28 protein-coding genes and 2 pseudogenes are annotated in these 23,278 nt (G+C 66.9%); 22 read left to right on the top strand and 8 right to left on the bottom strand.

Annotated elements, in window-relative coordinates; translation table 11 throughout:
- The first annotated feature begins 20 nt into the window (after positions 1 to 20).
- From ACZ4WS_RS18140 to ACZ4WS_RS18110, 7 genes are all read left to right on the top strand, one after another.
- Positions 21 to 326: a hypothetical protein gene (locus tag ACZ4WS_RS18140; RefSeq protein WP_467981474.1), complete on the top strand. Its 306-nt coding sequence runs from the start codon at positions 21 to 23 to the stop codon at positions 324 to 326.
- Complete coding sequence (locus tag ACZ4WS_RS18135) at positions 323 to 1,600, top strand: putative T7SS-secreted protein (RefSeq protein ID WP_467981473.1); 1,278 nt, start codon at positions 323 to 325, stop codon at positions 1,598 to 1,600. The genes ACZ4WS_RS18140 and ACZ4WS_RS18135 overlap by 4 nt, the downstream gene beginning before the upstream one ends.
- Positions 1,601 to 1,650: 50 nt before the next feature.
- The gene (locus tag ACZ4WS_RS18130; protein WP_467981471.1) at positions 1,651 to 2,229 is read left to right on the top strand and encodes a hypothetical protein; all 579 of its coding nucleotides are present in this window, start codon (positions 1,651 to 1,653) and stop codon (positions 2,227 to 2,229) included.
- Positions 2,230 to 2,324: 95 nt separating this feature from the next.
- On the top strand, positions 2,325 to 2,894 hold the full coding sequence (locus ACZ4WS_RS18125; protein ID WP_467981691.1) for a hypothetical protein: 570 nt from the start codon (positions 2,325 to 2,327) through the stop codon (positions 2,892 to 2,894).
- Complete coding sequence (locus ACZ4WS_RS18120; protein ID WP_467981469.1) at positions 2,891 to 3,454, top strand: hypothetical protein; 564 nt, start codon at positions 2,891 to 2,893, stop codon at positions 3,452 to 3,454. The genes ACZ4WS_RS18125 and ACZ4WS_RS18120 overlap by 4 nt, the downstream gene beginning before the upstream one ends.
- Before the next feature lie 108 nt (positions 3,455 to 3,562).
- On the top strand, positions 3,563 to 4,135 hold the full coding sequence (locus ACZ4WS_RS18115) for a hypothetical protein (RefSeq protein WP_467981468.1): 573 nt from the start codon (positions 3,563 to 3,565) through the stop codon (positions 4,133 to 4,135).
- Between the two features lie 85 nt (positions 4,136 to 4,220).
- Positions 4,221 to 4,667 carry a hypothetical protein gene (locus ACZ4WS_RS18110; protein WP_467981466.1) on the top strand — a complete coding sequence of 149 codons (447 nt, stop codon included), beginning with the start codon at positions 4,221 to 4,223 and terminating at the stop codon, positions 4,665 to 4,667.
- Here the strand turns inward: ACZ4WS_RS18110 and ACZ4WS_RS18105 are convergent.
- Genes ACZ4WS_RS18105 through ACZ4WS_RS18095 form a run of 3 tightly spaced genes read right to left on the bottom strand, consistent with a single transcriptional unit; the run spans position 4,660 to position 9,573 of the window.
- A complete protein-coding gene (locus tag ACZ4WS_RS18105) occupies positions 4,660 to 4,914 on the bottom strand; it encodes a DNA-binding protein (RefSeq protein WP_467981464.1) in 255 nt (84 codons plus the stop codon). The genes ACZ4WS_RS18110 and ACZ4WS_RS18105 overlap by 8 nt on opposite strands.
- On the bottom strand, positions 4,914 to 9,254 hold the full coding sequence (locus tag ACZ4WS_RS18100) for a DUF6531 domain-containing protein (RefSeq protein WP_467981462.1): 4,341 nt from the start codon (positions 9,252 to 9,254) through the stop codon (positions 4,914 to 4,916). Before ACZ4WS_RS18100 ends, ACZ4WS_RS18105 begins: the two co-directional genes overlap by 1 nt.
- A 7-nt stretch (positions 9,255 to 9,261) precedes the next feature.
- Positions 9,262 to 9,573 carry a hypothetical protein gene (locus tag ACZ4WS_RS18095; RefSeq protein ID WP_467981460.1) on the bottom strand — a complete coding sequence of 104 codons (312 nt, stop codon included), beginning with the start codon at positions 9,571 to 9,573 and terminating at the stop codon, positions 9,262 to 9,264.
- Positions 9,574 to 9,895: 322 nt separating this feature from the next.
- Here ACZ4WS_RS18095 and ACZ4WS_RS18090 point away from each other — a divergent pair.
- The 4 genes and pseudogenes from ACZ4WS_RS18090 to ACZ4WS_RS18075 all read left to right on the top strand — a co-directional run.
- Positions 9,896 to 10,084: pseudogene (locus tag ACZ4WS_RS18090) on the top strand (IS110 family transposase); the annotation flags it as partial.
- A gap of 21 nt (positions 10,085 to 10,105) precedes the next feature.
- Positions 10,106 to 10,336 (top strand): annotated as a pseudogene (locus ACZ4WS_RS18085) (IS256 family transposase); the annotation flags it as partial.
- Between the two features lie 117 nt (positions 10,337 to 10,453).
- Positions 10,454 to 11,008: a SigE family RNA polymerase sigma factor gene (locus tag ACZ4WS_RS18080; protein ID WP_467981458.1), complete on the top strand. Its 555-nt coding sequence runs from the start codon at positions 10,454 to 10,456 to the stop codon at positions 11,006 to 11,008.
- Entirely contained in the window at positions 11,005 to 11,721 is a 717-nt protein-coding gene (locus ACZ4WS_RS18075) for a SecDF P1 head subdomain-containing protein (protein ID WP_467981456.1), read from the top strand. The genes ACZ4WS_RS18080 and ACZ4WS_RS18075 overlap by 4 nt, the downstream gene beginning before the upstream one ends.
- Positions 11,722 to 11,727: 6 nt before the next feature.
- Here ACZ4WS_RS18075 and ACZ4WS_RS18070 read toward each other — a convergent pair whose 3' ends face one another.
- From ACZ4WS_RS18070 to ACZ4WS_RS18050, 5 genes are all read right to left on the bottom strand, one after another.
- On the bottom strand, positions 11,728 to 12,453 hold the full coding sequence (locus ACZ4WS_RS18070) for a hypothetical protein (protein ID WP_467981454.1): 726 nt from the start codon (positions 12,451 to 12,453) through the stop codon (positions 11,728 to 11,730).
- 20 nt (positions 12,454 to 12,473) lie between these two features.
- Positions 12,474 to 12,620 carry a hypothetical protein gene (locus tag ACZ4WS_RS18065; protein WP_467981452.1) on the bottom strand — a complete coding sequence of 49 codons (147 nt, stop codon included), beginning with the start codon at positions 12,618 to 12,620 and terminating at the stop codon, positions 12,474 to 12,476.
- Between the two features lie 179 nt (positions 12,621 to 12,799).
- Positions 12,800 to 13,834 (bottom strand): hypothetical protein, encoded by a 1,035-nt coding sequence (locus tag ACZ4WS_RS18060; protein WP_467981450.1) that lies wholly within the window; start codon positions 13,832 to 13,834, stop codon positions 12,800 to 12,802.
- A complete protein-coding gene (locus tag ACZ4WS_RS18055) occupies positions 13,831 to 14,484 on the bottom strand; it encodes a hypothetical protein (RefSeq protein ID WP_467981449.1) in 654 nt (217 codons plus the stop codon). The genes ACZ4WS_RS18060 and ACZ4WS_RS18055 overlap by 4 nt, the downstream gene beginning before the upstream one ends.
- 272 nt (positions 14,485 to 14,756) lie before the next feature.
- Positions 14,757 to 15,476, bottom strand: coding sequence for a hypothetical protein (locus ACZ4WS_RS18050; RefSeq protein WP_467981447.1), 720 nt, complete (start codon positions 15,474 to 15,476; stop codon positions 14,757 to 14,759).
- A gap of 166 nt (positions 15,477 to 15,642) precedes the next feature.
- Between ACZ4WS_RS18050 and ACZ4WS_RS18045 the strand changes: the two genes are divergently transcribed.
- The 11 genes from ACZ4WS_RS18045 (at position 15,643) to ACZ4WS_RS17995 (ending at position 23,224) form a co-directional block, all read left to right on the top strand.
- Positions 15,643 to 15,996 carry a hypothetical protein gene (locus ACZ4WS_RS18045; protein WP_467981446.1) on the top strand — a complete coding sequence of 118 codons (354 nt, stop codon included), beginning with the start codon at positions 15,643 to 15,645 and terminating at the stop codon, positions 15,994 to 15,996.
- A 29-nt stretch (positions 15,997 to 16,025) separates the two neighbouring features.
- A complete protein-coding gene (locus tag ACZ4WS_RS18040) occupies positions 16,026 to 16,256 on the top strand; it encodes a hypothetical protein (RefSeq protein WP_467981444.1) in 231 nt (76 codons plus the stop codon).
- Between the two features lie 405 nt (positions 16,257 to 16,661).
- Positions 16,662 to 17,375 (top strand): hypothetical protein, encoded by a 714-nt coding sequence (locus ACZ4WS_RS18035; protein WP_467981442.1) that lies wholly within the window; start codon positions 16,662 to 16,664, stop codon positions 17,373 to 17,375.
- Between the two features lie 20 nt (positions 17,376 to 17,395).
- Positions 17,396 to 18,247 carry a hypothetical protein gene (locus ACZ4WS_RS18030; RefSeq protein ID WP_467981440.1) on the top strand — a complete coding sequence of 284 codons (852 nt, stop codon included), beginning with the start codon at positions 17,396 to 17,398 and terminating at the stop codon, positions 18,245 to 18,247.
- On the top strand, positions 18,244 to 19,557 hold the full coding sequence (locus ACZ4WS_RS18025) for a CpaF family protein (protein WP_362506953.1): 1,314 nt from the start codon (positions 18,244 to 18,246) through the stop codon (positions 19,555 to 19,557). The genes ACZ4WS_RS18030 and ACZ4WS_RS18025 overlap by 4 nt, the downstream gene beginning before the upstream one ends.
- Positions 19,558 to 19,643: 86 nt before the next feature.
- A complete protein-coding gene (locus ACZ4WS_RS18020) occupies positions 19,644 to 20,597 on the top strand; it encodes a type II secretion system F family protein (protein WP_467981689.1) in 954 nt (317 codons plus the stop codon).
- Positions 20,594 to 21,520: a type II secretion system F family protein gene (locus ACZ4WS_RS18015; protein WP_467981438.1), complete on the top strand. Its 927-nt coding sequence runs from the start codon at positions 20,594 to 20,596 to the stop codon at positions 21,518 to 21,520. Before ACZ4WS_RS18020 ends, ACZ4WS_RS18015 begins: the two co-directional genes overlap by 4 nt.
- 43 nt (positions 21,521 to 21,563) lie before the next feature.
- Positions 21,564 to 21,815: a hypothetical protein gene (locus ACZ4WS_RS18010; RefSeq protein ID WP_327430818.1), complete on the top strand. Its 252-nt coding sequence runs from the start codon at positions 21,564 to 21,566 to the stop codon at positions 21,813 to 21,815.
- A 106-nt stretch (positions 21,816 to 21,921) separates the two neighbouring features.
- Complete coding sequence (locus ACZ4WS_RS18005) at positions 21,922 to 22,302, top strand: TadE family protein (RefSeq protein WP_467981687.1); 381 nt, start codon at positions 21,922 to 21,924, stop codon at positions 22,300 to 22,302.
- A complete protein-coding gene (locus ACZ4WS_RS18000; RefSeq protein WP_467981436.1) occupies positions 22,302 to 22,742 on the top strand; it encodes a TadE/TadG family type IV pilus assembly protein in 441 nt (146 codons plus the stop codon). Before ACZ4WS_RS18005 ends, ACZ4WS_RS18000 begins: the two co-directional genes overlap by 1 nt.
- 8 nt (positions 22,743 to 22,750) lie before the next feature.
- Entirely contained in the window at positions 22,751 to 23,224 is a 474-nt protein-coding gene (locus ACZ4WS_RS17995; protein ID WP_467981686.1) for a pilus assembly protein TadG-related protein, read from the top strand.
- Positions 23,225 to 23,278 lie beyond the last annotated feature (54 nt).

The following is a 23,278-nucleotide window of genomic DNA, read 5'->3' as shown; positions in this document are numbered from 1 at the left end:
CATGATGGGGGAATTCTTCAATGGCTGACAGAACCGCGTACGACCTCGACCTGATCAAGGAATGTTCGCGAAGCCTCGGCAAGATCCACCGAGAGTTCGAGCAGCACGGAAATCCCGCGGACGGTTACGACGACGACCTGGGGCACGGCGGCCTGAAGGACGCCTTCGACGACTTCGGCAGCACGTGGAAGAAGACGCGCAAGAAGCTCACGAAGGAAATCAAGAAGCTGGCCGAGTACACCGCGGCCGCGGCCGAGAAGTACGAAGAGATTGACCACGAGCTGGCGAAGGCCATCTCCGGGGCCAAGGGGAAGGGTAAGAAGTGAGCAGGCGATCCAGCGACTGGCCGCCGCTGTGGGACGAGGACCCCACTCCCGGTGATCCCGATGAAGTCGCCGCACTCGGGCGCAAATTGCGCAAAATGGCCGAGATGATCGATGAACAGGCAAAGACCATCAAGGCGTTGTCCTCGGTGGACGGCTGGGACAGTGACGCCGGGCGCGCCTTCAACGAGATAGCAGACGGCGCCGGTGACCGGCTGAAGAAGGCGTTCGAGCGGTACGACGAGGCGGCCAACGCGCTGGGCACCAAGGTCGCCGACGGCGAGTCGAAGGAATTCGCCGGCGAGTTGCACCGGGCGCAGAAGAAGGCCGACAAGGCGCTGGCGGACTACCAGGATGCCAAGTCCGATCACGACCTCGCCGAACGGGAAGTGAAGAAGTTCACGGACAAGTACCTCGTAACCGATATTCCCGAGGCGGAAAGACCCGAGTACGAGCGGTGGAAGAAGAAGCAGAACGAAGCGCTGCACGGCATCGGACAGGCGCGCAAGGAAGTGAAGGACGCCAGGGACATCTTTGACGATGCCGGGGATCGCGCCGCCAGACGCATCAAGAACGTGGTGCACCATGACGCCGTCCGCGACCCGGGCGGGTTCATGAACTGGCTCGCCGACTGGGCCGACACGTTCTCCAATCTCTCCGCGATCCTTTCGGTCCTCGCGGTGATCTGTGCGTTTGTTCCACCGCTGCAGTTCCTGGTGCCCATCTTCGCCACGCTCGCGGTGCTCTCCAGTGCGGCGGCGCTGGCCGGTCATGCATACGACATGTCGGTGCGCGGCGGGAAGGTCAACTGGCTGAAGCTGGGGACCGACGCTCTGGGCATCCTTCCTGGTTTGGGATCGCTCAAGGGCTTCCGTGCGCTGGTCGGACTCAAGGGTGTCGCCAAGCTCAGGGCGTTCGGGAAGCTCGGTACCTTCGGTTCCTTCAGGGGCATCGCCGCGGTGGACGGGATCGGGCACAATTTCCTCAACGGTCTCAGCGTGACCCTGACGAACAAGACGTTGGCCGGGGGTCTCAAGCTCGGCCAGAAGCTCGGGATTTCCGGCCTTCCGGAGAAGTTCGTCCCCATAGGCGGCAAGCAGATCACGGCTGTCATCAAGGGAACGGGCCTCGCAAGCGCTCTGCACCGGATGTTCAGCGGCGAGAACGGCGAGAAGACCGGGTACCAGGAGCCGGCCAAGCCGCCGGCGCCCAGTCCCACCCCGAGCCCCTCTCCAGGCGTTTCGCCGACGCCGTTCCATACCGCATTGGCCGCCTAGGCACAATGCTGCCGTTTCTGGTGTAAGCGCACGAAAGGAGGGCGGTTCGCGTGACTGATTCGAGCCAACTCGGAGAGTGGGAATTCATCGGTCGCAGGGGCGGTGAGCCCGCGCGGCTCGTCCCTGCCGAGGTGATCGCCGCGGTGCCCGCCGTGAAGAGTCTTGCGGAGGAGGCGAGTCGGGAGCTTCGCTTCGACTTCCTGGACGACATGGCCGTGCTGAGGATGCTCCGGCTTCGGCACCGCGATGAGGAGGCGATGTTCAACGCGGGGTTCAAGTTCGGTGTTCCCCTCGCGATCGTCGGCTTCGGCGCGGCGGTGTACTGGGGCGGTGTGGCCCAGTACTGGGAATCCGGTACGGCCCGGACGGTGTATCTCGGGGTGGCTGCGTTCGTAGTCCTGGCGTTGCTTGCCCTTTATGTCCGCGCCGCCGTGGCGCACTGGGGAGATCCGGCTCGGCAAAACCTCCGTGCCCGTGCCCGGAAGTACCGCGAGCTGGCCCACGTGGCTCGCAGAGGCGGTGCGGAGATCCCATCCCACTATCCGCACTACGGCCCCTACCCGTTCGCGGCCAACTTCCACCCCGATGCCGAGGAAGCAGAATTTACAGATGGTGAAGGCAGATCGTGACTGCGACAACAGCTGAAGACGACCTCCGGGGCTCGATCGGAGGCGACGGGATCGACATCCGCTGGATCATGCCGGAGGGATTCTTCGAGATCCCGATGGACGTGGAGGATCTCGACGAGACCGCCGAGCAGCTGGTCGAGCTGGCCCGAAAGACAATGCCGGAAGCCGATTTCGAGGTTCAGCTTCAGTGGGCTGTCATGGTCGCCGCCCATTACGACACCTTCGTGGAAGCCGGAGTTCACTACACGGGCTTCTGCATGACCGAGGTGGACGGCACACGCTGCACGGCCACGGTGAGCGTGAGCATGATCGACCTCGATGAGAGGGCGGGTTCCAACCCCGCCGGGTTCATCGGCTCGTCGATGCGGCACCTCGGCATCGGGCAGGTCAGCGAGATCGAACTCCCCTGTGGGCCGGCCGTTTCCTGCATAGGCAGCCGGAAAGGCAGCCTGGACGGAAGCCTTACGGCCTCGGGGTCGGCCGAGACGGTCTGGACGTCCTTCATTCAGGTCCAGATACCGCTGAGTAACGGAACCGTTGTGGTCATGGAGATGGGGACGCCGACCGTCGAGGCGTGGGACGTGTTCTCGTCCATGTTCGCCGGCGTCGTGAAGAGTGTCCGCCTGTTCAACGACTCGGGTAAGCCGATCGTGATGCCGGGATGACAGCCGAACAGGGCACGTCGTCACCGCCCAAGGACTACCGACTGCTGGTCCCCCGCGACTGGTTCCGGATCGACCTGACGCAGGACCGGTGGCGCGGGCAGCTGAAGACCTTCGTGGACCGGCAGGCGGAGGGAAAGAACGTACCGGCGGAGGCGAAGCAGGAGGCCTGGGCCACCCTGCGCAACACCGCTGAAGCCGGCCTCAGGGGCGGCGCGTTGGAGTTCTTCCTGAGGCCGGAGCTGGACGACGGCAGCATCATGCCGGCCTCGCTCATCGTCTCCCTGATTCCCCGGACCGGATCCCTGACACCCCAGGACCTCGTGGCGTCGTTCGAGGCGAAGGAGCGGCAGCAGGGACGCGACTCCGAGGTATCGACGGTGGGCCTCCCGGCCGGCGAAACGGTACGCATCCTCACGCCGACCACCATGGACCTGTACGTCCAGATGCCCGGAGGGGTCGGCTACCTGGTCCTCGCGTTCGCGGTACCCATAACGGGGGTCACGGGCCCCATGCTCCGGCTCTGCACCTCGATCGCGGAATCGCTGTGCTGGATCGTGTGACTCTGCGCCCAGGCGGGTTGAAGTCCCCCGCGCCGACACCGCAACCAAGCCCTTCGTCGACCATGTTCCACGATGCACTGGCATCTGCCGGACAAGGAGGAGGCATCCATGAGTGACCAACAAGGACTGAAGTTCGGGCAGTTCATGGGGGACGACGGAGGAGTGCACAGCATGGTCTCCTCGTCGGTCATCGCCGCTGCCCCCGCCGCGAAGGCGGCGGCCGAGAAGTACGGGCGCGAAGTACGCTTCGATTTCCTTGACGACGAGGCTGTCCACCGGTTGCTGTTCCATCGGTGGGAGGACAACAGGAAGTGGCGCCTGCGTGGGTGCCTGTCGAGCATTCCGCTGTCCGTCTTCGGATTCGGAGCCTGGCCGTTCTGGGACCTGGTGGCGTCCCAGAAGTCACGCCCCTTCCAGATCGCCTTCATCGCTGTGGACGCGCTGATTGTCATCGGGATACTCGTCGGGCTGTATCTGTGGCGACGCCCCAGCCTGCGCGACCCGTCCCGGCGCAACGTACGCATCCGGGCACGCAGGTACCACGAGATTGTGCGCATCGCTCGCCGGGACGGCGCCGATATCCCCGCCACGTACCCGTATTACGGGATGCACGCCTCGGCCCGGAAGTTCTTCCCCGACGCCCCGGAATTGCCCATCCCCGAACAGGGACGGCCCGCGTGACGACCCAACCCGAACTCTCCGCATCGGTGCCGTCCCAGGCCGCACCAGCCATGCTCCACTCCCGCGCATCCACATCCGCTGGGTGATGCCGGAGATCTACCATGACCTTCCCATCTACGAACGGGATGACGACCAGGTCGTACGGCTGCTGGAAGAGCTCGTGGACAAGGCTCTTCCGGGCGCGGAATACGACGACAAGACGGCGTTCGGGGTCATGTGCGCGCTTGGCCACGACGACTATGTGGCCGCGGGGGTTGATTACGCCGGGATCTGCGTCATCGCGGTGGGTGACATCCCGTGCAGCGCCACGGTGTTCGTGACTCTGGTGGACAGCCCGGATGTCGAGGGGGCGCGGACATATGCGGCCTCCACCGTCGGCTTCCGCCTGTCGGCACCGGGCGATTCGGATTTTCGACCGATGGCTGATAGTGCCTCAGTCGCCATCCTTCCCGACGAGTTCCGTCGAGGTGCCAACGAGTTCGGTGCGATGGTGTCGAAGAGACTGTCGATCTCCTCCCGGAGGGCTACCTGACGTCACCGAATTGGGCAGCCCAGCTCTCGAAGTCTTCCTTACCATGCAGATACTCCCCAGGGCCCACCATGAGGTCTGCGCCGGAAAGGCGGTCCAGTGCGGTCCAGATCCGCTCGTCACGCAATTCTGGCGCATCGCCTTCCATCATGCGCAAGGCCCACTCGGCGACTTCCTCAGGAGTGATGGCGCCGGTGGCCAGGGAGCGCAGGTGGGAGCGCGTTGACGCTTCTAGATCTTGATTATTCATCAGAATGTCCCTGTGAATTTGCCATTCTTGTCGAATTGATAGTGTACCTTTCGCCCGCCAGTCACCTTGACATCCGGGCGCACGATCCTCACCTTTCCACTTGTATCCAGAGTCTCGTGCCATATTCGTTTGACCCCTGTCGCGGGGTCCCATTCGCGAACCAAGCGACGGCCTATCATCTCGCCTGGATTTCGGGCCGGGGTGACCTCGCCGTAGAATCTGAACCGCCCGTTGGCCAGCTCCTTGTAGCCGCCCTTCCCGTACTTCTGCGCCTGTTCGTAGAAGTCCTGCAGCTGTGCGGCGCGGGCGGTCCTGGGGCAGGGAGAGAGGCCGAGCGGGTCGATCCAGAAAAGCGGATTCTCTACGTATGAGTAGGAGTTATCCGCAGGTTCAAGGCCGAGTGGGTCAGGTGTGGTGTAACGAGCCGTATCAGGGACGTAGTGCCGGAAGTAGTTGTAGTGGTGGCCGGTTTCCTTGTCGTAGTACTGCCCCGGAAAGCGAAGAGGCGTGTACGCGCGACTGTCTGCCGACCACGCCGTGGTGCCCCACAGAGTGGCTCGTGCCCGCCAAGCGATGCGCCCCTGCTCGTCCACCAGTTCAGCAGGTGCGCCGACAAGGTCCGTGACGATGGCGAAGAAGCGTCCGTCGATTTCCTGCTGCGGCGCTTCGGCGGTGGTGATTCGCTCGGTCTGGGATACGGGGTGCAGGTCGTCGTGGTCCCAGGTCAGGGTGACGAGGTGAGGAAGGTCCGCTGTCCGTGAGGTCTCTTCGCACAGCGTGGTTCCATCCCACGTGAAGTCGAATTGCTCGACCACCGTTTCACTGCCGGGAGCAGCCATGCGCAGTTTCGCGATACGTCGCCCCAGAGGATCGTACCTATATCTCCATTCGGTTCCATCGGGCGTAAGGACCGAGGTCAGACTATTCTCGGCGTCCCACTCGTATCGCCAGGTGTCGGGCTTCCGGGAGAGGCGAGTCTGCTGGCTCAGAGTCATGCGGCCCGCAGCATCATGCTCGTAACGCATGGCTCCGGCCCGCGTAATCCGGGTCCCCGCGTACTCGCGCGCACCTCGGGTCTCCTGGCCCGGGTGCCGATCGGGCCACGATGCCTGGGTTTGGTTGCCAGCCGCGTCGTAGGCGTAGGACTCCTGCCACCCTTCCGCCTGTACACCGGTCACCCGGCCGATCTGGTCCAGAGCGAAGCGGCGACGGCCGTTCAGCTGGTCCTCGACGCCTGTGACGTGGCCGTCCGGACGGTAGGAGTAGGCGCGCTTCTGCACACCGTGTCCGTCGGCGCCGATCACTGACTGTGTGCACAGCCGCCCGAGCTCGTCGAAGGTGTGCGTGAGGCGGACCTGTTCCCCCACCTGACGACCGACCTCACGCCCTGCCGCGTCACGCGTGAACGTCAGGGTTCGCCCTGACGTGGTGAGTTCGATGCGATTCCCCACCGCGTCGTACGTCCATGCGCTCACGGCACCTGACGGGGTCGTACGGGCCACGCGGTTGCCCAGCGCGTCGTAGGTGTAGGCGAGTTCGCGGCCGTTGACGGTTTCGGAAAGCACCTGGCCGGTCGCATCGCGCAGGATGTCCAGTACCGCGTCCGGCCCGGCAGCGTGTGTCAGCCGACCTGCCAGGTCATAGGTGAAGTCGGTGATCCGCCCTGCCGCGTCTTTGCGCAGCACCTGCCCCAGGGCGTCCCGTTCGAAACGGATCACCAAGCCGAGCGGCGTGACGTGCTCGGTAAGTAGTCCTGCAGCGTCATGGTGGTATCGCTGCACCCGCCCGTCGAAGTCGGACTCCATCATCAGGTGGCCTGCCGCGTCGAACTCGTAGTTCCACGTCAGTCCGAGCGGATTGAGGACCTGAACGAGGCGGAGCTCGGTGTCATACGTGAACTCGTAGCGCACCCCGTCCTGGCCCGTGCGAGCCGACATCACGTCGAAGTAGGTGAACTCGAAGTGGGAGACGCCCCCGTTCGGATCCACGTGACATACGCAGTTGCCCTCGCCGTCGTAGAGCCAGGTCTCCTCGGAACCGTCGGACGCCGTGCGGCGGGCGGGTTTGCCCTCGACCGTCCATTCCATACAGGTCTGCGCACCCAATGGGTCCGTCAGGACGACGGGCCGCCCGAACGCGTCGCGCCCGTAAGCGCTCACCGCGCCCAGCGCGTCGGTCACCTCAAGGGGCAGACCAGCCCTGTCGTTGCGGACGATGGTGCTGTGACCGAGGGCGTCGGTGACCGACGTGAGGCTGCCGTTCCTGTCGTAGGTGAAACGCGTGGTGCGGCCGGCCGGATCTGTGACGGCCACGGGATTGCCGGACCTGTCGTACTCCTGGACCCATTGCGAACCGTCCGGATCCGTCACCAGAGTCGGCAGGCCCAAAGCGCTGTATTCCGCGGTGAGTTCAGTGCCGTCCGGCCGCACCACGCAGGTCGCACGCCCGTGCTCGTCGTACGTGGAGCGCGTCGTCCGCCCCAACGCGTCGGTCGCCGCGACGAGTTGCAGGTCCTCGTCCCACTCCTGCGTCGTGACGTTGCCGAGCGGGTCGGTCTCGCGGATGAGGCGCAGGGCCTCGTTGTGTTCGTAGACGCGGATGTGGCCGAGGGAGTCCGTCACCCGGGTGGTGCGCGTTGTGTCGTCGTAGGCGAGGGTGGAGGCCAGGGCGTTGCCTGTGCCGCCGGTCGCCACGACGCGGCCATGGGCGTCGTAGGTGTACCAGTACGTGGTGCCGTTGCGGTCAGTCCACGAAGTGATGCGCCCGTCGGCGTCGTAGGCGTACCGCAGCGGCAAGCCCGAGGAGTTGGTTTCCTCGGTCAGGTGGCCCTGCTCGTCGTAGGTGAAGGTGAGCAGGGTGGTGCCGGGGGCGGTTGGGGCGGTGGGGTCGAGGAGACGCAGGCCGGTGATGCGGGACAGGACCGGGTGGCGGTCGAGCGCGATGCGGTAGCCGCCCGAGTGGACCACGGCTCCGGGGATATCGCCCTGGTCGTAGACGACGGTGATGCGGTTGCCGTTGCGGTCCTGGATGTGCTGCAGGGGCAGATCGACCGCCGTGTCGTCGGCCGTCGCCACCGGTGAGTGGAAGACGTGGATCAGGCCGCTGTCCGGGTCGGTGATGCGCACGGCGCCGTCGATCTCGTCGTCCCAGGACAGGGTCAGGCGCGAGCCCGCCGTCTCCGGGCCGACCGGCTCATTGGTCTCCACGTCCGGCCGGGGGAAGCACAGCCGGGCGCCGTCCGCGGCCGCGTACACGAAGCCGTCCTCGTCGGCCTGGACGCGCTGGTCGAGGGTGGAGGCCCAGGACGGGCCGAACCAGCCGCCGAAGCGGTACGACGAGAGGTGGGTGCGCTCCAGGATCAGGGGTAGCACTCCCGGCAGCTGGACGTCCACGCGCGGCAGGGCCATGTCGCCGGTGGCCACGTCGATCGGGTCCCGCACGAACTTCTTGACCATGTTGCGGACCGAGGCGGGCAGCTTGTTGAAGCCCGGGTTCAGCTTGAGGCGCTCGAATGACGCGCAGTTCAGCTTGAACAACTTGCTGAGCTTGGACAGTTCGGCCGGCTTGAGCGCCTTCAATCCCTTGCCCAGGGCCTTGCCCAGCACCCCGAAGCCGATGCCCATCAGGGCGCCCTCGGTCAGGATGCCGGCCAGCTTGCCCGGGTCCTTGAACGCGCCCGGGTCCTGCAGCAGGGTCTCGAAGGCGGAGAACTTCACGCCCTCCTTGGCCATCTTGGCCACCGCCGCCACCCCGCGGATCTCCTTCAGCGCCTTCAGCGCCCGCTCCACGCCCCGGATGACCTCCATCACCGCGCGTACGGCCGTGCCCAGCGCGGTGCCCTCCTCCTCGATCCGGGCGATCAACGCGACGACCTTCAGCGCGCGTTCGCCGGCCATCAGGTTGGAGGCCACCTCGGATGCGCCCGCTGTCAGGATCGACAGCGCCAGGCCCGCGATCTCGAACTCGGCGATCTCCGCGAGCATGACGCCGATCTCGGACAGCAACTCGTGTGCTTTGTCCGCGAAATCGTCCAGCGCCTTGGCACCGTCGCGCAGCGAGTCCGCCATCTTCGTGGCGTTCGTGCGGGTCGCCTTGGCCCGCTTGTGGAGGGCCTTGGCCGCCTTGCCCTCCCACTCCACATCCGACAGCGCCCGTCCCGCAGCGCCGGACGCGTCGTCCAGGCCGGTGGCCAGATGCCGCCACTTCTTGGCGATCTCCCGGACCCCGTCCGGGTCCACCGCGGGATCGGAGATGCCCAAGAACTCCAAGCCACTGGCGATGGAGTCGCCGAACATGTGGTTGAACTTGTTGACGTAATGCAGCGGGTTGAGGTCGACCACGAGCCACTCAGCCCTTCTTCGCCTGCGTGGCCGCGGCCAGCAGGACGTCCAGCAGGTCGAAGGCGTCGGACACCTCGCCCATCAGCTTCGCCTCGGCCTCCCATTCCTCGTCCAGCTGCTTGGTCAGCTTGGCCAGGGTGTGCATGCCGTCGCGTATGTCCTCCGTCGCGCCCAGCAGCGAGCCGAGCTTGCCGAGCGCGCCCAGGTCATTCGACTCCGCCTTGAACTCCTGCAACGGCTTCGCCGTGTGATGCCCCACCTTGCGCAACCCGGCCGCCGCCTTGTGCAGCGACGCCGCTTCCTTCTTCAGGTCCGACATGCGATCCCGCCCCCGTAGTTCACTCTGTGCACATGCCAACCCAACGACCGTAGTGAGGAGGGTTATTGGGTTGGCATGACCCAGGTCAAGAGTGAGTAAAGGCGGCCGGGTGTAAGGGGGGAACGACTGAGGTGCGGCGCGAAGTGGCCCAAGGCAGTCGCGAAGATCACCGACGACCGGGAGGAACTGCTCGCGTTCGACGATTTCCCGGCCGAGCACTGGATCCACCTAATCCCTTGCCAAGGACGTCCCGAGAGAGCGGTTGTTCCTGGGGATGTTCGAGTGCCGGATCGTGACATCTAGTGGCTGCCGGGCGGGCGACGCCTCACTGCGGGCATCCGCCGGGGCCAACGCCCACTACCGACGACGCCGCGAGCACGGAGACTGGCACGCGGCCGCCCAGAGGAACCTTTTCAACCGCATGATCGGACAGCTCTATCACTGTCTCCAGCACCGCAAGCTGTTCGACGAGAACACGGCGTTCCCCACCGAACTTGCCGCCGCAGCTTGACGCGTTGGCATCGTGAGGTGTCTGCGGACCACGAACCCGATCGAGTCGACCTTCTCCACGGTCAAGCTGCGGACCAAGGTCACCCGCGGCGCCGGCAGCCCGGCTGCAGCCATCGCCATGGTCTTCAAGCTCGTCGAGTCCGCCCAGGCCCGCTGGAGGGCGATCACCGGAGCCCGTCTGGTGCCGCTGGTCCGGACAGGCGCCAGGTTCGAGAACGGTGTCCTGGTCGAGCGACAGGACCAGGCCGCATGAACCGCCACGACGCTCCGCGCGAGGAGCCTGGCAGCGTCGTGGTCGAGAAAGTCTGACCGGCAGGGCAGTCGAACTCCGTTCCGTACCCGTCTTTACGGGGGAATGAGGGAGGGCACAATGAACGCCGACGAGGAACGCGAGTTCCGCGAGTTCGTGGCGGCGCGGTCGAGATCGCTGCTGCACACGGCCTACCTGCTGACCGGGGACTGGGAGCAGGGCCGCGACCTGCTCCAGACCGCGCTTGCCTCCACCGCTCGGCGTTGGTCGAAGCTGCGCGACCGGCAGCAGCCGGAGACCTATGTGCGCCGGGCGATCTACCACGCCCAGGTGGACCGCTTCCGACTGCTCAGCTGGGGACGGGAGACGGTCACCGACACCCTGCCGGACCAGCCGTCAGCGCAGGTCGCCGACTGGGCCGACACCGTGGTCCAGCGGCAGGACATCATGACCGCGCTGCGGCGGCTGCCCAAGCGCCAGCGCGCGGTGATCGTGCTGCGCTACTTCGAGGACCGGCCGGACACCGAGATCGCCGCGATTCTGGGCGTCGCCCAGGGGACGGTCCGCAGCCAGACCCACAAGGCCCTCGCCTCCCTCCGCACCACCTTGGCCGAGGCAGGGCCGTCGGCCACCGCCTCCTCCGCCACTGCCTCCGGAAGGGGCGTCATCGCATGAACGACTCGACCGAACACCCGCTGCACGAAACGTTGTTGCACGATGCCTTGCACGCCCACGTCCGGGAGAGCGGCGGTAATGCCGCCGGTCCCTATCTGGTCGGCCTGGCCGACGGCGCATTGCAGGTCGCCCGGCGGCGGCAGCGGCTGGCCCGCGCCGGGGTCGGCATCGTCGCCGCCGCCGCGGTCGCCACCGCCTGGGTGGCCGTCGCGGACGGCGCGACCCAGCACGCCCACGTAGTTCAGCCCGCCGCAGGGGGCACTGGGAACACCGAGAAGGTGGCCCTGATCTCCATCCTGCCGGTCACCTCGTCCACGGAGCACGCCTGCACCCATGGCAGCGGCGGCTATACCGTGCACGCGAGCGCGACCCACCCGGCGTTCTGCATCCACGCCGACCGGGCCAGGGGCATGACCGACGTCCGTGTCGCCTCCGCAAAGGCCGGCAAAAGCAGCATCGACGGCACCTGGCAGGTCGAAGTGACCCTCAGCTCCGCCGACCGGACCCGTTTCGCCGCCCTCACTGGCTCCATCGCCGCGGCCCCGTCCCCGCGCAACGGATTCGCCATCGTCATCGACGGCAAGCTCTGGGGCAACCCCTTCGTGACCTCCTCGCTCACCGGCGGCCGTCTCGAAATCGTCGGGGCCTTCGTCGGGGACCTCACCAGCGCCACCGCCCACGACCTCGCCCTCCGGCTGGATACCGGCAGGTGACCCGCCCTACGCTGTGACCTGCACTGACAGCCGGTGCAAGTCACACATCCCCGGACGCCCCCCCGCGCTGCCGATTCCGTAGGTGGGATCAACGCGGTCTTTGAGCCTGTACGTGACGTAGGTGTTTCCGCTCGGGCGTCGGTAGATCAGCAGGCTGCCTCCGGGCTCCTTGTCCTGGAGGAGTTTCCGCACGGCCTGTTGTTGCCCCGGCGTGAGCTCGTCGACGTTTATCAGAGGGAGCGGGCTTTCCAGGGCGAGGGTGACATCGTCGCGGCAGTCGGTGTTCCACCCTGCGAGCCGGCACCAAGAGCCGTCAGCGAAGGCGATCGTGAAGTCCGTGTCGTACTTGCTGAACTTCTTGCGTTCGGCGGCGACGATGCTGGACCGCTCGGTTTCCCAGAGGACTTCGTCCTGGGGGTCGTTCTCGTCGTCCAGCAGGTCGAGGACGAGCACCCGCCGGTCCGTGACGACCATGTGGGTGCGGTCGGTGTCGGGACGGCGGACCGGATCGAGTTCCCAGGGGAGCGTACGGGCGAGCGTGCCCGGGGCCGCCCACATGACGGGGAAGTCCTCGACCTCATTCTCCGGTTCCTGCGGGGTCCCCAGTCTGGCGGCGCTGCCCGTGCTGCCCGAGCCGGCGAGGGCTTCGAGGACGCCGAGGGTCGCCACCAACAGCAGACCCGCTCCGAACTTGCCCCCTTGGCGCAGTCGGCGTTCGCCCTTGCCGCGCACGGTGAAGCGGGGCCCTCCGGTCAGCCGGGCAGCGCGTCCTGGATGTCCCGCCGCTCGGTGTCCCGGAACCAGCGCATTCCTGACACGGGGGTGGCCGCGCCGGTGGCGAAGTCCACCGCACAGCGCGCGAGGAGCGACTCGTTCGGCTCGGGTTGCCAGATCGTCATCTGTGTCGTGCCTCAGTGTGCGGTGGCGGATTGTTGGAGGCGGTCGCCGGGATCGGCGGAGTCACCACTGTGCAGCCCGATGCAATGGGTGGCGTTGCGATGTTTTCGTGATTCCGGAACGCGAAGGGGATGCCTGGGGCGAACGGTGCACGATGACCGCGCGCCCCAGGACGATGCCGTCAGCGGTTGACGGACTGGATCTCCTGGACGGTGATGTCCTGGGTCTTCCCGAAGGTGCCATCAGGAAGGTCGCCGCCGGCACCGCCGGTGCCGGTCCAGTCGATCTGCCAGGTGATGGTTGCCTTGAGTTTGTACGTCCCGTTGCCTGACGAGCGCAGGTACTTGATCCCGCAGGGCGGGGTCTCGTCGGCCTTGCCCTTCGCGTACTCCTCGCCGATCGAGCCGTCGCCGTTGATCTTGCACTCGCCCGAGGCGGGGTAGGTCTCGGCGTCGCTCGTGCCCGGTTCGAGCTTGAGGGAGACGGGCTTCGCCGTGGTCGTCGCCTGGATGTTGAGACCGGCGACGTTGAGCGCCGCGGTCACGGACACTTCCTTGAACTTCGCTTTGTCGAGCCAGGCCCAGGTCGGCAGGTTGACCTTCGTGACGTCCGCTGGGGCGAGAGTGACGTCGGTGTCGGGCAGCGTGATCCTGTTGTAGGCGAGTTCTGCCAGTACTTCGGGTGTGACGGCGTTCTTCACGGCCGGGGTGTCGCCGTTCTCGACCCAGAAGGGCAGTTCGCTGCACGTGAAAGCATCAGGGTCGTCGAGACGGCTCTCATCCTGGACGGCGACCCAGAAGTTTCCCTCGTCGGCCTTGTCGAGGTTGTAGTTCTTGTACTTGCCGTCCTTGTAAATCTCCCGGTACTGGCCTGTCGCGGTCTTCGCGTAATTGGGCTGATCGGGGTCGTTGACGACCTCGTCGTACCCGTCCTCGACCTGCTTCTGGAACTCCTTCGCCGAAACGGGTTCGTACCAGCAGGCCGGCGGGGTCCAATTGCCCACGGGGGTTACGTTTCCGGACGACGTGCCCTTGCTCCCGCTGGTGGTACCGGAATAGGTGATGCGTGACTCGATGCTGTGACCGGACTGCTTTCCTGAGGTTTTCGTGTCACCGTCCGAACCTCCCGGACCGCGCGTGGCGAAGGCGGGACTGGAGACCAGCGCACCTGCGGTGGCAAGTGCGGTTATGGTGAGCCAGCCGCGGCGCGACTTCACGGTGTGCACTTCTTGTTCCCCCTGTCGGATACGAGCTCCGTGGTCTGCCAGACACCGTCCTTGTTCTTCTTCAAGTGCGTGTTGTAGTAGACGTAGGAGTCGTTGTCCGGAGCTGTCTTGTCGACCTTCTTCGTCTTCCGGTTCTTGTTGAAAGCCTTGGTCTCGTCAGTGCAGAACGTCACGCCGGCCGATGCCTTGCCGTAGAGCACCACGTTCGCGTCGAAGTACCGCACGGTGCCCGTGTAGGTGATTCCGGCGTCCACGAACGACTTGACCCATTGGGCGCCGCTGACGAGAGCGTCTCCTTGCCGATAGAAGGCGAGGGCTGGTTCGTCGGGATTTCCCTTGATGATCGCGTAGTTGGTGGCCGTCTGAGCGCGACCGGCGTCCGCGAGGACGGCGTCCTTGGTCGCGTCCCCCGTCTTCCAGTTCTCGAAGTCGTCCTTGACATCGCTCGGCAGCGTGATGTCCGGCCTGGCGACATCGTCCGACGCGCTAGCGCTCGGCGAAGCCGACGTCTTCGTGTCGCCGGTAGCGGCCCCCGCGATCTTGTCGTTGTCCTTCGAGTTGCTGTCCCCGCTGCCGCACGCCGTCAGCAGCAGGGCTGCGGTCGCGGCGAACGCGGCAGCAACGGGCAAAGAGCGGCGCATCAGAGTGAACTCCCCGTGAGACGTCAGTTCAGTCAAGTCAGTCAAGGGCAATGACGGTATCCGTGGGGCTCGCGGTTTCGCCAGACTGAACTTCCTTCAGGATGGGGTGAATTCTGGAGCTACTGAAGCAAAACGATCACCTTCTGTGCCCTGATCGTGTCCCCCCGGAAATGCCCGGCCCCGGACGCTCACAGAAGTGCCGGGGCCAGGCGTGGCTGCGGGTCTTTCGCGGGTGCGATCGGGCCGCTCCGGACCTCGGGTACGTCAGTACGTCACCCCAACTTCGCGTCCTGAACCTTCACCAGGCCGGCAGGCACCTTCGCGTCCCCGGCCCCCGACCCCATCACGGCCGACGTGTCCATGCTGAAGTACGTGACGACGGTGTCGCCGAAGCGGCTGACCTGGGTGCGGACGGTCTGGGTGTTGCCGTTCGCGTCGAAGGTGGCGGCAAAGGCGAGGGACTCGTCGCCGGCCGTGGGTGTGGTCTCCGGGGTGACCGAGTCGTACGGGTTGCTGCCGCCGCTGCCCTTGGCCGTGAAGCCGCCGGCGCAGGGCTTGAGGGACTTGGAGAGGTCGGCCATGGCGGTCTGGGCCGCACCGGAGGCGTAGGTGGAAAGGGTGACGTACGTCGTCACGGCGTCCGCCTTGTCGGTCCTCGCGGTACGCGTCAGCGTGGCCTGCGGCTTGCCGAGCGGGAGCTGGTTCATCGCGTACGCCAAGGACGCGCAGGCCGTCTTGTCGACGGTGACCTCGTCCTGGGACTTGGCCAGCGCGTAGTCGGTGCTGGCCTTGTCGATCGTGTACCCGGGAGCCTCGGCTGTGGTCACCATCAGCTGCGCGACCTGCTCAGCCGGGCTCAGCGTCTTGGTGGGCGAGGCCGACGTCTCCGGCTTGCTGCCGGTGTCCGTGTTGTTGTCCGAGCCCCCGCAGGCGGTGAGCACGGCGGCGAGGGACAGCGTGGTCGCGGCGGTCAGGGCGGCGGTGCGCTTCATGCGGGGGGAGCTCCTCGGGCTGGTCGGGCTGGTCGGGTGGTCGGGATGGGCCAGGGCGATCCCGTACGTCGGCCTACGGGCGGTGGCGGAAGCAAAGGACGATAGCCCCTTCGTACGGGGTCGGTGCCAGGGACCAGCCACAAGCCCTACTGCCCGACGCCTGGCAGTGGTCCCGCGCACCGGGCATCGACTTCGCCGGAGGCTCTCGGCCGATGGTGAGCGTCTGCTGCAGCTGAGCGGCAGGGATTTCTACGACCAGGAACTGGCCGTTGCCACCCTGGAGTTCGCCCGGGACCTCGAGGCGGAGATCTTCGCGCGCAACCACTTCCTCGGGTCGTTCGAAGGCTTCAAGGGGCCAACGGGGCGCAGGTTCGACGTGGTCGTCGGCGTGGCGCCCGAGGTGCACCGCTTCTACCGCGTCGAACATCCGCAGCTGACGCCGTTCGTGCGCCTGATGTCCCCGGCGTACGCCTGTGAGTTCTCCGGAGACGAAACGCTCGGCGAGGCAGTGACCCAGTAGAGGCAGTGACCCAGTATCGGATGCTGCGTATGAACAACCTCGATCGAGATCCCCTTCCCTTCCTCAAGATGCGCTATGCCAACACGCGGACCAAGGGCGGGACTACCAGTCCCGGGCGCGGATTCACCGAGCCGCGGCGCCTCCTGGAGGAGATCCGGTGGATGGAGGGCGGCGAAGGGAGCTTTGTCGAGTTCGAGGATCGTCGGCCCGGCTTTGGGACTGACATCGGGGTAGCGGCAGGGGGATTTGAACTCCAGTGAACTCAACCTCTTCCTCCGTGCGGGTGTAGCTCACATCGGCCCGCCCCCCCGCCCGGTGAGCACCTGGTGGAGAGATCGTGGGGCCCTCGTGAGGGAGGCCCCGCAGGGGCGCCGCGGCAGTTCGCGCCCGCACAGCCACACCCCCGTACGCACCCTCGTATTCAACAGGGAACCACCCACCCCTCGTTGCGCGTGGATAACGTCGGGCGCTGTGAGGTTCGCGTTCCATAACGCGCCTTGAGGGGCTTATGTGTGACTGATACGGTGCCATGGCTTGACACTCGCTCCAGCGCTGGCTATTTGGCCAGGTCGGGCGGTACGTCCAGTAAGGGCGCACGGGGGTGAAGTGTCCAAAATGGCACGATAATTGGCAGAAATCTTCTTGGGTGTACGGGGAGCGGTTGCGTGAAGATCCAAGAGCGTCCGGGGGCGGGCAACCACCGCTCCGCTGCGCCGGCTCAGCCTGCGATGGGTGAGCGCCTTCCCGCGCCGCCTCGCGAGCGCAAACCCGCGCTCGCCGCTCTCGCGGTGCTCCTGATCCTCGTTGGCGCTCTGGGTGCCACCATGCTGGTGCTGCGCGCCGGGGATCGTGTCGAGGTCGTGCAGGTGACGAGTGACATCCAGGCCGGTGAGTCCGTGGGCAGCCACGTGACCTCCGTGATGGTCGCGGACGACGCCAGCATCCACTACGTCAAGTGGAGCCAGCTCAGCGACCTCAAGGCGCTCAAGGCAAGGTCCACCATCTACGCGGGGACCGTCGTCATCGGCGACATGTTCGCCAGCAAGAGCACCCTCCCCGCCGGTAAGGCCTCCGTCGGCCTCGCCCTCAAGGAGGGCCAGTACCCCGCCGACATCAAGGCGGGCGACATCGTGTCCGCCTACCGTGTCGGCGACAGCGGCAGCTCCGGTAGCAGCAGTTCGTCCAGTTCGTCGTCGAGTAGCAGCAACTCGCTGATCGTGGAGAACGCGCGCGTCAACACCAAGAGCGACAGCAGCGACGCCACCGTGAGCACCGGCAACCTCTCCATCACCCTGCTCGTCGACCAGAACGACGTGCCCGCCCTCACCGCGGCCGCCGCCGCGGGCGAGGTCTCCGTCGTTCTCGTCCCCGGCAACTAAAGGCGAGTGAGTAAAGAGACATGGCGCTCATCGCCCTCGCCGCGGACAAGGGTTCCCCCGGCGTCACCACCGCCGCGGTAGCCCTGTCGGCGGTCTGGCCCCGCAGGGTCCTGCTCGCCGAGACGGACCCCGCCGGCGGCGACCTCGTCTATCGGAGTGCGGCGGCCCACGGTGGGCCGCTGAACCCCAACACCGGCATGCTGTCGATAGCGGCCACCGCCCGCCGCGGCCTCGTACCGGACCAACTCTGGGACCACGTACAGCCGTTGAGCGGTGGGCTCGAGGTGCTCGTCGGGCTCGGTGTCGCCGAGCAGGCCGCCGGGCTCGCGGGCCTCTGGCCCACCCTCGGCCGTGCCTTCGCGCAGCTCGCCGATTCGCCGCACGCGCCCGCCGATGTCATCGCCGACTGCGGGCGGATCAGCGGAGACACCCCGGCCGTCGAGATGTTCTCGCAGGCTGCCCTCGTGCTGCTCATCTCGCGCACCGAGCCGGAGGCCATCGCGCGGGTACGGGACAGGGCGGCCGCCCTGTCCGCCAAGCTGCACGGCGGTCCCCGCGGCGCGGCCACCCTCGCCACGCCTCTCATCGGGGTCATCCTCATCGCCGACCCGAGCGACTCCGCCAAGCTCGTCCACCAGGTCAACGACATGCTGGTGGCCGCCCAGACGGGCGCCCGCGTCGTGGGCACGCTCGCCGACGACCCCGTCGGCGCCGACCAGTTGGCCGGTCGCAAGCGCGGGCGGCTCGACAAGTCGCTGCTCATCCGCTCGGCCCGCAAGGTCACCGCGGATCTGTACCAGCAGTACGGCGCCGCCTGGACCGTACCCGCCCATGGCCAGGTCAATGGGCCCACGGCAGGGGCCGGCCGATGACTGCCGTCGACCACCAGTTGGTCAAGCGGTTCCGGCAGGACGCCGGTGACCGTATCGCCGAGCAGCGCCGCGAGGACCAGGTCCGCAATGTCACGCCGATGTCCAACGAGGACGAACGGCACTACGCGCGCGCCGTCATCGCCCAGATACTCGAGGACTACGCGCGCACCGAGATCAACCTCGGCCGCACCCCCCTCGACGCCGAGACCGAGGAGCAGTACGCGGCCGCCGTGCACGCCGCCCTCTTCGGCGTGGGGCGCCTGCAGCCGCTGCTCGACAACCCGGAAGTCGAGAACATCGACATCAACGGGTACGACCAGGTCTTCATCGGATACGCCGACGGGCGGGAGGAGAAGGGCGATCCCGTCGCCGAGACCGACGAAGAGCTCGTCGAGCTGATCCAGATCCTCGGTGCGTACTCCGGTCTCTCCTCCCGGCCCTTCGACTCCGCCAATCCGCAGCTCGACCTGCGGCTGCCGGACGGGTCGCGTCTCTCCGCGGTCATGGACGTGACACGCAGGCCCGCCCTGTCCATCCGTCGTGCCCGCATGGGCAAGGTCTTCGTCTCCGACCTGGTGGGCAACGGGACGATCTCGCCCGAGGTCGCGCACTTCCTCGCCTGCGCCGTCCGCGCGCGCAAGAACATCATGATCGCCGGTGCCACCAACGCCGGTAAGACGACCCTCCTGCGCGCCCTCGCCAACGAGATCCCGCCGCACGAGCGCCTCATCACCGTCGAACGCGCCCTGGAGCTCGGGCTCGACACCTTCGAAGACCTCCACCCGAATGTGGTGGCGTTCGAGGAGCGCCTGCCCAACTCCGAGGGCCAAGGCACCATCAGCATGGCCGAGTTGGTGCGACGGTCCCTCCGTATGAACCCCTCCCGCGTCATCGTCGGTGAGGTCCTCGGCGACGAGATCGTGACCATGCTCAACGCGATGTCGCAGGGCAACGACGGCTCGCTGTCCACGATCCACGCGAACAGCTCCGCGGAGGTCTTCAACCGTATTTCCACGTACGCGCTCCAGGCGACCGAGCGACTGCCCATCGAGGCCAGCCAGATGCTCATCGCGGGCGCCGTGAACTTCGTCGTCTTCATCCAGCGGCGCAACAACTACGAGACGGGCGGCCGCCTCCAGCGCATGGTCACCTCCGTCCGCGAGGTCAACGGCGTCGACGGACGCGTGCTGTCCAGCGAGGTGTTCGCCGAGGCCCCGGACGGCCGGATCGTCCCGCACGCGCCCATCGCCTGCCTCGACGACCTCGTCGCGCAGGGCTACCGGCTGCCCGGCAGCGGGAATTGGGGATGACCATGACCCAAGAGATGGCCATGAGCCATGCGATGACCACGACCCACGACATGACCTCTCTCGCGGCTCTCGACTCGCTCGGTTCCATGGGCGGGCTGTTCTCCACGACCGTCCTGTTCGCGCTCGCGTCCGGTGTCGCCGTCGGCGGTGGCCTCGCGCTGTTCGCCGTCGCCGTACGCGGACTGCCCGCCAAGCCCGAGCACGAGAAGCAGAAGGCGAACGAACGGGCCGGCGAGCTGATCCGGTTCGCCGGGCAGCGCGGCTCGATCGCCGCCATCGCCGGTCTCGTCGTCCTTCTGCTCACCCGCTGGGCAGTCGCCGGTGTCGCGGCCGGGATCCTCGTCTTCTTCTGGGACAAGCTCTTCGGCGGCGCCTCGGAGGAGCGGGCCGCCATGCGCCGCGTAGAGGCCCTCGCGTCCTGGACCGAGTCGCTGCGCGACACGATCGCGGGCGCGGTCGGCCTGGAGCAGGCCATCCCCGCCTCGGCGCGTGCCTCCGCTCCCGTACTGCGGCCGCACCTCGACGCATTGGTGGACCGGCTGCGATCCCGTACGCCACTGCCCGAGGCCTTGCAGCACCTGGCCGACGAGATCAACGACGCCTCCGCGGACATCATCGTCGCCGCGCTCATCCTCAACGCACGGCTGCGCGGCCCTGGTTTGCGGCAGGTGCTGGGCGCGCTGGCCAAGTCGGCGCGCGAGGAAGTCGACATGCGGCAGCGGGTCATGGCGCAGCGCGCCTCGACCCGCCGCTCGGTCCAGATCGTCATCGCGGTGACCATCGCCTTCGTCCTCGGCCTGTCGATCTTCAATCGCGACTTCGTCCAGCCGTACAGCACGGCGGTCGGACAGGTCGTGCTCGCCGGTGTCTGCGGCCTGTTCGCGCTCGGCTTCCTGTGGCTGCGCAAGCTGTCCACCATCGAGACGCCGGAACGGTTCCTGGTGCGCGACGAGTCGTCGGTCCAGTTCGTACGTCCCCGTACGCCTGGTACGCCTGGTACGCCTGCCCAGTCCCTGCCGGATGAGGGGGTACGTCGATGAACCTGACCATGCCGATCGTGATCGGTGCCGTCCTGGGGCTTGGGTTCTACGCTCTCGTACGCGCCCTCATGCCGTCGAAGCGCAGTGCGGTCGCTCAGGTCGCGCGCATCGACGCGATGCGGGCGCGGGGAGCGGCGTACGAGTCCGCGCACCACAGCAAGGACACGAACACGGGGCGGATCGGGAGCGTACGGGCCCAAGTGGGCCAGCGGGTTGCCGAGTTCTACATGCAGCAGGGCTGGGAACTGCGTTCGATGCGCGCCGACCTGGCGGTCATGGACCGGAGTTGGGAGAAGTTTCTCGCGACGAAGGTGCTGCTGGCCGCGGCGGGTCTCTTCTTCGGTCCGCTCCTCTTCGCCGTCGTCTGGACTCTGGGCTTCGGCAGCAGCCCGATCATTCCCGTCTGGCTGGCGCTGCTCTTCGCGACTGTCTTCTTCTTCCTCCCGGATGTGGAGGTGCGGCGGGACGCGGCGGACAAGCGGCGTGACCTGCGGCGCGTGATCGGCGCTTATCTGGACCTGGTGTCGATGAGTCTGGCGGGCGGCCGGGGTCTTCCCGAGGCGCTGATGGCCGCCGCCGAGGTCTCCGACGGCTGGGCGACGCAGCGCATCCGCAACGCGCTCGCCGACGCCCGGATCACCGGCATCAGCCAGTGGCAGGCCCTCGGCTCGCTCGGCGAGGAGCTGGGCGTCGAGGAGCTCAAGGATCTCTCCGCCTCACTGGCGCTGGTCGCGGACGACGGCGCGAAGGTGCGCGAGTCGCTCGCCTCGCGCGCCGAGACGATGCGGCACCGCGAACTCTCCGAGATCGAGGGCAGCGCGGGTGAGAAGTCGCAGTCGATGCTGGTGGCGCAGCTGCTGCTCTGTGCCGGCTTCCTGGTCTTCCTCATCTTCCCCGCCGCGATGCGCGTGTTCCAGGTCTGATGTCGACCCCTACATCTACTTCTTTTCGAGAGGACAACTCACCATGAACGGACGGAACTTCAGCACCGGGATCCCGGGGGTGGACTTCCTGATCACCTTCCTCCAGGGCCGGGTGCAGCGCGCCCGCTCCGGCGAACTCGACCGGGGTGCGTCCGCGGTCGAGTGGGTCATCATCTCCGCGGTCGTCGTGGCGATCGTCGGTGTGGTTGCCGCGATCATCAATGCCGCGCTGAAGGGCGGCGCGGACAAGGTCGGCAACTGCATCCAGGGCGCGAGCGCGGACAAGACCTGCTGACGCCCGTCCGCTGACTTCTCCTTCTACAACTACGGGGTTACTGGTGCGCGTACGTCGCTGGGTACGCCGCCGGGTGGAGGCCGCCTCCACCCGGGGCGACTCCGGCATGACCGCGATCGAGTTCGTGTTGCTCACGCCGGTGCTCTTCTTCATGATCTTCGCGACGGTGCAGTTCGCGCTGTACTTCTTCGCGGATCACGTCGCCCAGGCGGCGGCCCAGGCGGGCGCCCGCAAGGCGCGCGCCACGGCCGACGAGCAACCCGGCGCGTGGCGCGGCGAGGCGCGTGACGTGGTGGACAGCTACATCCGTCAGCTCGGCCCGCAGCTTGTCCTGTCCCCTGACGTGACGATGCTCCAGCCGGAGCAGACCACGGTCGGGGTGGAGATCACGGCGAAGGTGCCCACGGTCTTTCCGGGGCTGGATTTCACGGTGCACGCGCAGTCGTCCGGGCCGGTGGAGAGGTTCGTGAAGGAGGAGCAGAACTGATGACGAGTCTGCTCTCCTTCGTACGGGCCCGGGCATCCCGTGACAGTGACGGTGACCGTGGGCTGTCGACGATCGAGGTGGTGATCCTCGCTCCGGTGATGATCCTCTTCATCCTCGTGCTGGTGGCCTTCGGGCAACTGGTGGACGGACGCGGGGCGTTGGACGGCGCCGCACGCGACGCCGCACGCGCCGGTTCGATCCAGAAGGAAGAGGGCGTCGCGATGTCGGAGGCCCGCAAGGCGGCCGACGCCGACCTGTCGGACGTCTGCTCCGGTCCGGTGACCGTGACCAAGACCAGCGCCGGCTGGGCGAATGCCGAGCTCTTCACGGTCGAGGTGAGCTGTGAGGTACGGGGCCTGGCCATGCTTGGCCTGGACATCCCGACCCATCTGACGTCGTCGTTCACTTCGCCGCTCGACCCCTTCAAGAGGAAGGCGTGATGGGGGAGATGAGGGCGTCCGCCGGGACCGCCGTACGCGCCTGGGTGCAGGCCCGCCGAGCCCGCCTCGACGACCGAGGTTCGGGCGCCGGTGCCGTCATCATCTTCGCGATCGTCTTCCTCTCCCTGTCGGCCTTCGTCATCGACGGCGGCATGTCCATCTCCAAGCGGGAACGCGCCGCCGACATCGCCGAACAGGCCGCGCGCTACGCCGCCCAGGACATCGACACGGAGCAGCTGTACGAGAACCAGAGCGGCCCCGCCCCCATCCGGTACGAGAACTGCGGCGCCCGCGTAAAAGCCTTCGCCCGCGAGATGGGCATGTCCGGCGCCGACATCGCGGCGACCCACTGCGTCGCCGCCAACGCCGACCAGGTCGAGGTCGAGGTGCAGCTGACGTACTCCCCGGTCTTTACCGGCATGTTCTACGGCGGCGACGTGGTCGTCCATGGCCAGGCGGTGGCGGAGAACGAGGTCGGCTGAGGCCTATTGTTCATCCGTGTCCGGGTCCGGTCCGGGTCCGGGTGTCCGGCGGAC

Source organism: Streptomyces sp. NPDC029292, from assembly GCF_055569295.1.
Note: the sequence above shows the minus strand (reverse complement) of the source record. Positions and strands in the feature narration are given on the sequence as shown.